Source organism: Paenibacillus sp. DMB20 (assembly GCF_000987955.1).
Lineage (GTDB): Bacteria > Bacillota > Bacilli > Paenibacillales > Paenibacillaceae > Paenibacillus_AQ.
The window spans coordinates 97437-106292 of record NZ_LAZU01000034.1; the positions used below are offsets into that span (position 1 = coordinate 97437).

Consider the following 8856-nt stretch of genomic DNA (forward strand, 5'->3'; position numbering starts at 1 on the left):
GAGGTGAATGGCATGAGAGAAGCAGTCATCGTATCCCTTGCGCGCACCGCGGTCGGCAGGGCAAAGAAAGGGAGCCTCGCCCAGACGCGGGTCGAGGATTTGGGAAAAGCGGTACTGGAGGCCGTCATTGAACGGGCTCCCGGCCTTACAAAGGAAGACGTGGAGGACGTGATTCTCGGCTGCGCGATGCCGGAGGGCGAGCAGGGGCTTAACGTGGCGCGCATCATCTCGCTGTATGCCGGCTATCCCGTCACGGTTCCGGCGCTGACGGTCAACCGCTTCTGCTCCTCGGGGCTGCAGGCGATCGCCTTTGCCGCGGAGCGCATCATGCTCGGCCATGCGGACGTGATCATCGCCGGCGGCGTGGAAAGCATGAGCCACGTGCCGATGACCGGCTTCAAGCCGGCTCCGCACCCGGGCATCGTGCAGGATATGCCGGAGGTGTACATGGGCATGGGGCATACGGCGGAAGCCGTCGCCCGGCGGTTCGGCGTGAGCCGCGAGGATCAGGACGCGTTTGCCGTCGGCAGCCACCGCAAAGCGGCGGCCGCCATCCGGGAGGGCAGATTCCGGGACGAAATCGTTCCGGTCGGCGTAAAGCTTACGACTTCGGACGAGGAAGGAAAAATCCGCAGCAAGGAATTTACGTTCGACACTGACGAGGGCGTTCGCCCCGATACTTCGAACGAAGGACTTGCGCGGCTGAAGCCGGCCTTCGCGCTGGGCGGCACCGTGACGGCGGGCAACGCTTCCCAGACGAGCGACGGCGCGGCCGCCGTCGCGGTCATGAGCCGCGAAAAGGCGGAAGCGCTGGGCCTTAAGCCGCTTGCCACCTTCCGCTCCTTCGCCCTGGCGGGCGTGGAGCCTGAGATCATGGGCGTCGGACCGGTGGAGGCGATCCCGAAAGCGCTGAAGATGGCGGGCATCCAGCTGGAGGATGTCGGCGCGTTCGAGATTAATGAAGCGTTCGCCTCCCAGTGCCTGCACATTATCCGCACACTCGGCATCGACGAGAGCAAGGTGAACGTGAACGGCGGCGCGATTGCGCTTGGCCATCCGCTCGGCTGCACCGGTGCCAAGCTGACGGTCAGCCTGCTCTCGGAGCTGGCCCGGCGCGGCGGGGGCTACGGCGTCGTGAGCATGTGCATCGGCGGCGGCGATGGGAGCAGCCGGGGTGTTTGAGGTGCACAGCGCGTAAGGCGGAAACGGGGGAAGCCGTAAGCGTTACATGGATAGATGATCTTTGCATATTCGCGACCAAGTCGGGCAGGGATGTGTCATCCTTTGAAATCTGCCGGGCATCGTCCGTACGAGGCTGATCAGGCGCGGATTTCCCGGATTTTTCTTACAAGATTTCAGTTTTAAGGAATATATCCAAACAGGCGAAAGGGGAATTGGAAATGAGCGAGAATCAAACCAAGCAACCGAAACTGGCAGGCGGCGGATTCGTGATTGAGAACACGGAGCTGGACCGTGTCCTGACGCCGGAGGATTTTACCGAAGAGCACCGCATGATCGGCGAGACGGTTCGCGATTTCATTGACGGCGAGGTCGTTCCGAAAGACGAGGAGATCGAGAAGCTGGATTACGAGCTGACGGTGGACCTGCTTCGCAAGGCGGGCGAGCTCGGACTGCTCGGCGCGGACGTGCCGGAGGCTTTTGGCGGCATCGGACTCGATAAGGTCAGCTCAACCATCATTAACGAATCGCTGGCGAAAGGCTCCTCCTTTGCCTTGTCCTTCGGGGCCCACGTCGGAATCGGCACCCTGCCGATCGTTTTCTTCGGAACGAAGGAACAGAAGGAGAAGTACCTGCCGGACCTCGCAACCGGTGCCAAAATCGCCGCTTATTGCTTGACGGAGCCGACCTCCGGCTCGGACGCGATGAGCGCCAAGACGACGGCCCGCCTGTCGGACGACGGGGAGTTTTACATTTTGAACGGATCGAAATTGTATATCACGAACGCGGGCTTCGCGGACATCTTTATCGTATATGCCAAAATCGACGGCGAGCACTTCACCGCGTTTATCGTGGAAAAAGGCATGGAAGGCTTCACGCTCGGGCCGGAAGAGAAAAAGATGGGCATCAAGGGCTCGTCCACCCGTCCGCTCTTCTTCGAGGACGTGAAGGTGCCGAAGGAAAACCTGCTCGGCGAGATCGGCAAGGGGCATCGGATCGCGTTCAATATTTTGAATATCGGCCGGTATAAATTGGCAGCGGGCACGGTTGGCGCGGCAAAGGAATCGATCGAGCTCAGCTCGAAATATGCTAATACGAGAAAGCAATTCGATACGCCGATCTCAAACTTCCCGCTTATGCGCAAAAAGCTCGCCGAAATGAACATTGCCGCGTTCGTGATGGAGAGCATGGTGTACCGTACGGCCGGGCTGCTGGACGAAGCGATGCAGGATATCGACTACAACAGCGAGGATGCCGGAGCCCAAGCGGCGGCCGCGATTTCCGAGTATGCGATCGAGTGTTCCATCAACAAGGTGTTTGCGTCCGAGGGGCTTGATTTCATCGCTGACGAAGGGGTTCAGATCCACGGGGGATACGGATATATCCAGGAGTACAAAATCGAGCGGATTTATCGTGACTCGCGGATCAACCGCATTTTTGAAGGAACGAACGAGATCAACCGCCTGCTCATCCCGGGCACCCTCGTCAAAAAAGCGATGAAAGGCCAAATCGCCCTTCTCCAAAAAGCCCAAAGCCTGCAAGGCGAGCTGTTGCAGCTGATGCCGGGCCAGACGTTTGAAGGCACGCTGGAGCAGGAGGCGCATTACCTGGATATGGCCAAGAAAATTTTCCTTCTTGCCGGCGGTTTGGCCGTTCAGAAGTTCGGCACGAAGCTGGAAAAAGAGCAGGAGGCGCTTGCGAACCTCGCCGACATGATGATCGACATTTATGCCCTCGAAAGCGCGCTGCTCCGTACGCAGAAGCACATCCGGCGCACATCGGAAGAAAAGGCCGCTAATATGATCGATATGACCCGGGTGTTTGCGTACGAGGCATTGCAGCGGATCGAAGCCCTGGCGAAGGAGACGCTGGCCTCCGTGGAGACGGGCGATATGCTGCGCATGCAGCTGTCCGTGCTGAAGAAGTTGACGCGTTCTAACCCGGCGGATACGGTCGCTTTGAAGCGCGGCATCGCCGAGCGCGTGGTCAAGAGCGAGCGGTACATCGTTTAGAGAAAACCGGACAGGAAAGCTGAAGCTTACGGAATTTTTGCAGCGGAAGAAAGCATGAAGTCTCCTTGGCGGGCTTATGCTTTCTTCTCTTCTCGCCGTACAGGCGATCGATTTTAGAGAAGGATGTCGGTGTCGTTTCTACTTGGAGTAGGAGTGAAGGAAGCTTTACAGCATTCCGCAGGAAAGGGATGGTTTTGTATGCATGCAAAGCCTTGGCTGCCGTTTTACCCGGCTGAAGTAGCCCCCGCTGTTGATTATCCGAAGCAGAATTTGGCGTTGTTTCTCGTAACGTCCGCACAGAAATACCCGGATCGGCCGGCGCTTTATTTTATGGGCAAAAGCATCAGCTACAAAAGCTTGCTGGAGTCCGCTTACCGCATGGCCCACGTGCTGAAGAGCTTCGGGGTGGCCAAGGGGGACCGGGTGGCGATCATGCTGCCCAACTGCCCCCAGGTGGTCATTTCGTATTACGGTACGCTGCTTGCCGGCGCGGTAGCGGTGATGACGAACCCGCTGTATATGGAGCGGGAGATTCTGCATCAGATGAAGGATTCGGGCGCAAAGGTCATCATTACGATGGATATGTTTGCGGCCCGAGTGGAGAGGGTGATTGCCGAGACGGAGCTGAAACACATGATCGTCACGTCCATCCCGGATTATCTTCCTTTTCCGAAAAACAAACTTTACCCGATCAAAGCCAAAAAGGCCGGTCCCCTTCCTGTCATTAATTATGGCGAAGGGGTGCATTCGTTCAAAAGGGTCCTTGCGGACGCCTCCGGCGACCCGATCTGCGAGAAAGTGGACGCCGAGAACGACCTCGCGCTCCTGCAGTATACGGGGGGAACCACGGGCGTGCCGAAAGGCGTCATGCTCACCCATATGAATCTGGTTGCCAATACGCTGCAAAGCTCAAACTGGTGTTACAAGGTGGAAGAGGGCAAGGAACGCTACCTGGCGGCACTGCCCTGCTTTCATGTATTCGGTTTGACGGCCTTGCTGAATCAGGCGATATACCGGGCCGGGGAGCTGCTGCTGGTGCCGAAGTTCGAGGTTGCCATGATTTTGGAGCTGATCCGGAAAAAGAAGCCAACCCTCTTTCCCGGCGCGCCGACCATGTATATCGCCCTGATTAATCATCCTAGGATCCGGGAGTACGATCTTTCCTCCATTAATGCGTGCATCAGCGGCTCGGCGGCGCTGCCGGTCGAGGTGCAGGATACGTTTGAGGAGCTGACCAAGGGAAGGCTGATCGAAGGCTACGGCCTGACGGAAACCTCCCCGGTAACCCATGCCAACCCGCTATGGGGACGGCGTAAAATCGGCACGATCGGCGTTCCTGTTCCCGATACGGACGCAAAGGTCGTCCATCCGGACACGGGAGAAGAGATGCCGATCGGAGAACCCGGAGAACTGATCGTGAAAGGGCCGCAGGTGATGAAAGGTTACTGGAATCGGCCGGAGGATACCTTCAACACGCTCCGAAACGGCTGGCTGTTTACCGGGGATATGGCGACGATGGATGAGGAAGGCTATTTTACGATCATAGACCGGAAGAAGGATATGATCATTGCAAGCGGTTACAATATTTATCCGCGGGAAATCGAGGAAGTGCTGTATGAGCATCCTTCCGTAAAAGAAGCCGTTGTGGTGGGCACCAAAGATGCTTACCGCGGCGAGACCGTCAAAGCGTTCATCGTGCTTAAGGACGGAGCAAAGCCGGACCCGGCGGATCTGGAGAAATTTTGCCGGAGCCAACTGGCAGCCTATAAGGTGCCGCGCGAGTACGTTTTCCGGGATTCGCTGCCGAAGACGATGATCGGCAAGGTGCTGCGCCGCAAGCTGTTGGAGGAAGAGGACGAGGGCAGACCTACGGGTTAATGCGGCAGCCACTAAATCATAAAGGAGGTACGGCCTGATGCAAAATACCAATACCGAATCCAACTTGAAGGCCGGGCAGAGCGAGGAGGAGCGTGAGGCTTATATCCAGGCGATGACCAAGGCGGCGGAGCCGACCTTTTGGGGGTACCTGGGGTGCCAAATGGAGTCGGCCGGCGAAGAGGAAATCGTCGTGACGCTGGACGCGCAGCCGCATCATCTCAATATGATGGGGATCGTGCACGGCGGGGTCCTCTCCTCCCTGATGGACAACGCGATGGGCATTGCGGTCATGCTGAAAAGACCGGGGGAATCCACGGTAACGAGCAATTTGAACGTGCACTTCGTCATGCCGGCGAAGGAGGGGAAGCTGACGGTCCGGGCCCATATCGTGCATGAGACGCGGCGTTCGGTGACCACGGAATCCCGGATTACGGACGGGAACGGAGAGCTTGTCGCGATCAGTACGGGATCGTTTCGGGTGAAGTGAGTTTTTGACGCGATGCCTCAAAAAAAAGAATCGGCCTCCCTTCTCTCCGACATTCCGGCGGAGAAACGGGAGGCTCTTCTTTTTCCCGGAAACGCTATCCTCCTTTAAGAAGGACGGTGAGGCCGTTTTTCGCTTATACCGAGATGTCCAGCTTGTTTCCCAGGTTCGGATCGATGCTCTTCTCCATCATTTGCACCAGGGCCTGACCCTGGATTTCAGCCTGGTTCTTGGCCATGCCCAATACTTTGAGACTGGCGGCTTGAGCTAAAGAAGCTTGGTTCATGGATATGGATAATGCTGCAATGTCCATACGACACCTCCCAACTTTATTATCGGAAAAACTCCGATTCTCCTTAATTGAAAAAAGAACTTTCCTGCCGAATCGGATAAGCCGAATGCCAGCCTATAAAAAAATGGATGGAAATTCCTCGGAGATCGCTCCAATCGCCTTGTCAACCTGTTATTCGGTATGCTACAATAAGAATGCTGTTTTTCTATTTACTTGCAATGAGGGCTTTTCAAGGATCGGCCCGTTTATTGAGTTGGGTTTTCTTGCGATATAGGATTTCCATCAGCTTCGCTGATCATTATAAATTCTATATCTATAAATCGGATGTTTACACGCTTAGGAGGTGGAAGTAGTGGTAATGTTTTTTGAGGTACTGCTTGTGATTTTCTCGATCGCGCTCATCGCAATCGTTCTTCTTCAGAAAGGAAAGAGCGCAGGTCTTTCCGGTGCCATCTCCGGCGGTGCGGAACATCTTTTCGGCAAAACGAAAGCCCGCGGCATGGATCTCGTATTGCAGCGCGTAACCGTAGGGGTAGCGGCAGGATTCATTATTTTGGCGATTGTCGTTGCGGTTTTAAAATAGTTACGGGGATAAACCTTCGCTTTTTCAGTTATGGAAGAGCGGAGGTTTTTTTAGATTTCACAAACGTTCCGCCCCGCAATACATACGGCTCCGGGGCGACACGTGAAGTCATGCGGTAGGGGATAAGGATACCCGGGATTAAATTCGTGTATACTAGGGTATGAGTATATGAAGGTAAACAATGGATAGAAGAATGCCACAAGACACGCACGTTCCCTCGAGGTGATAAGATGATAACAGAGGAAATATTACTGGATTTTATGCGGGAAACCGCCTATAAACCGATGACGTACCAGGAGCTGGAGCAGCATTTCGGGATCAGCGATGCGGGCGATTTTCGCGAATTTTTGAAGCTGTTAAATGATTTGGAGCAGTCCGGGAAAATCATCCTGACCCGCACCCAACGCTACGGCGTGCCGGAACGGATGGATTTGCTGCGCGGACGGATACAGGCCCACCCGAAGGGCTTTGCTTTCTTGATCCCGGACGACCGGGAGCATCCCGATGTTTACATTCACGCCAATGATCTGAAAAGCGCCATGAACGGCGATATCGTGTTTGTGCGCGTCAGTTCCAAAAGCCCGGCCGGCGGGAAGCTGGAGGGTGAAGTGGTGCGGGTGATAACCCGTTCGGTCACGCAAGTGGTGGGGGTGTTCCAGAACCACGAGGTGTATGGCTTCGTGCTGCCGGATGACAAGCGGATCAACCGGGATATTTTTATTCCGAAGCAAGCGATGAACGGGGCCGTTGACGGCGAAAAGGTCGTCGTGAAGCTGGTGAGTTATCCGGAGGGACGGGCGGCCGCTGAGGGCGAGGTTGTGGAGATTTTGGGCCACAAGGACGACCCGGGCGTGGATATCCTGTCCATTATCCGGAAGCATCAGCTGCCCGAGGGCTTCCCTGACGAAGTGATGGCCGAAGCCGAACAGGCGCCGGACTCCATCACGGAGGAAGAGATCGTGAAGCAAGGGCGCCGCGATCTGCGCGGGCTGAACATCGTCACGATTGACGGCGAGGACGCCAAGGACCTGGACGATGCGGTCAACGTGGAGCGTCTGCCGAACGGCAACTACAAGCTGGGCGTGCATATTGCCGACGTCGGGTATTACGTGCGCGAGGGCTCTGCCCTTGACCGTGAAGCGTATAGCCGGGGCTGCAGCGTTTACTTGGTGGACCGTGTCATTCCGATGCTGCCGCACCGTTTGTCTAACGGGATTTGCAGCTTGAATCCGCAGGTGGACCGTTTGACGCTTTCCTGCGAGATGGAATTCAACGACCAGATGAAGGTCGTGAAGCATGATGTCTTCACGAGCGTGATCAAAACGAAAGAGCGGATGACGTACAATAACGTGCGTAAAATTCTGATCGATGAGGATCCGGAACTGATCGAGCGCTACAGCGATCTGGTGGACGATTTCCGTCTCATGCGCGAAATTGCGCTGAAGCTCCGGAACCGCCGGATGCGTCGTGGCGCGGTGGATTTTGATTTTGTGGAATCCAAGGTGATCGTGGACGAGAACGGGAAGCCGATCGATATCGTCAAAAGAGAGCGCTCGATCGCCGAGCAGATCATCGAGGAATTCATGCTGGCTGCGAACGAAACGGTGGCGGAGCATTTCCACTGGCTGAAGGTGCCGTTCCTGTACCGGATTCACGAGGATCCGGATCCGGAGAAGCTGCAAAACTTCATGGCTTTTGCGGCCAACTTCGGCTATCACGTCAAGGGACGGGGGAACTCCATTCATCCGAGGGCGCTGCAAAACCTGCTGGATGAAATCCAGGGAACCAAGGAGCAGACCGTGCTTAGCACGATGATGCTTCGTTCGATGAAGCAGGCGAAATACGATGCGGAGAGCACGGGCCATTTCGGTCTGGCTGCGGAGTATTACTCCCACTTCACGTCTCCGATCCGGCGTTATCCCGACCTTGTGATTCACCGGGTGATCCGGGAAGTGCTGGAGAACGGCAACATGCTGCCGGAGAATCGCCAGGAATATTTGGCGGAACGCATGCCGGACATCGCGCAGCAGTCTTCCGAGCGGGAGCGCGTAGCAGTGGATGCCGAGCGCGATACGGAAGCGCTGAAGAAGGCGGAGTTCATGCTGGATAAGATCGGCGAGGAATTCGAAGGCATCATCAGCAGCGTGACGAGCTTCGGCATGTTCATCGAGCTGGAAAACACGGTGGAAGGGCTTATCCGTCTGAGCGCGATGACGGATGATTATTACCACTTCAACGATCAGCACATGGCTCTGATCGGCGAGCGGACCTCGAAGGTATTCCGCATCGGGGATGAAGTGAAGGTTCGCGTGGCGAACGTGAACATGGATGAGCACACCATCGATTTTGAGATGGTGGACATGAAGCCGCGCAGCGAAGGCGTCAAGCGCGGGGGCGGCAACGGCGGCGGCCGGGGCTTCGCCGGCCG

At 56.3% G+C, this 8856-nt stretch carries 6 protein-coding genes and 1 pseudogene; 6 read left to right on the forward strand and 1 reads right to left on the reverse strand.

Features of this window, described 5'->3' with window-relative positions; translation table 11 throughout:
* Nucleotides 1–12 precede the first annotated feature (12 nt).
* The 4 genes and pseudogenes from XI25_RS18710 (at nucleotide 13) to XI25_RS18725 (ending at nucleotide 5556) form a co-directional block, all read left to right on the forward strand.
* Nucleotides 13–1198 (forward strand): annotated as a pseudogene (locus XI25_RS18710) (acetyl-CoA C-acyltransferase).
* A gap of 202 nt (nucleotides 1199–1400) precedes the next feature.
* Entirely contained in the window at nucleotides 1401–3191 is a 1791-nt protein-coding gene (locus XI25_RS18715; RefSeq protein ID WP_046679711.1) for an acyl-CoA dehydrogenase family protein, read from the forward strand.
* 198 nt (nucleotides 3192–3389) lie between these two features.
* Entirely contained in the window at nucleotides 3390–5069 is a 1680-nt protein-coding gene (locus XI25_RS18720; RefSeq protein WP_046679712.1) for a long-chain-fatty-acid--CoA ligase, read from the forward strand.
* A 37-nt stretch (nucleotides 5070–5106) separates the two neighbouring features.
* Complete coding sequence (locus XI25_RS18725) at nucleotides 5107–5556, forward strand: PaaI family thioesterase (protein ID WP_046679713.1); 450 nt, start codon at nucleotides 5107–5109, stop codon at nucleotides 5554–5556.
* 133 nt (nucleotides 5557–5689) lie between these two features.
* On the opposite strand, the gene XI25_RS32330 is transcribed toward XI25_RS18725, so the two are convergent.
* Nucleotides 5690–5866: a YjfB family protein gene (locus XI25_RS32330; RefSeq protein WP_082112431.1), complete on the reverse strand. Its 177-nt coding sequence runs from the start codon at nucleotides 5864–5866 to the stop codon at nucleotides 5690–5692.
* A gap of 331 nt (nucleotides 5867–6197) precedes the next feature.
* Here XI25_RS32330 and secG point away from each other — a divergent pair, with 331 nt between their 5' ends.
* Both secG and rnr read left to right on the forward strand, forming a co-directional pair.
* A complete protein-coding gene (gene secG / locus XI25_RS18730) occupies nucleotides 6198–6428 on the forward strand; it encodes a preprotein translocase subunit SecG (RefSeq protein ID WP_046679714.1) in 231 nt (76 codons plus the stop codon).
* Between the two features lie 230 nt (nucleotides 6429–6658).
* Nucleotides 6659–8856, forward strand: a 2198-nt coding sequence (gene rnr, locus XI25_RS18735; protein WP_046679715.1) for a ribonuclease R, incomplete at its 3' end; no start/stop codon positions are given.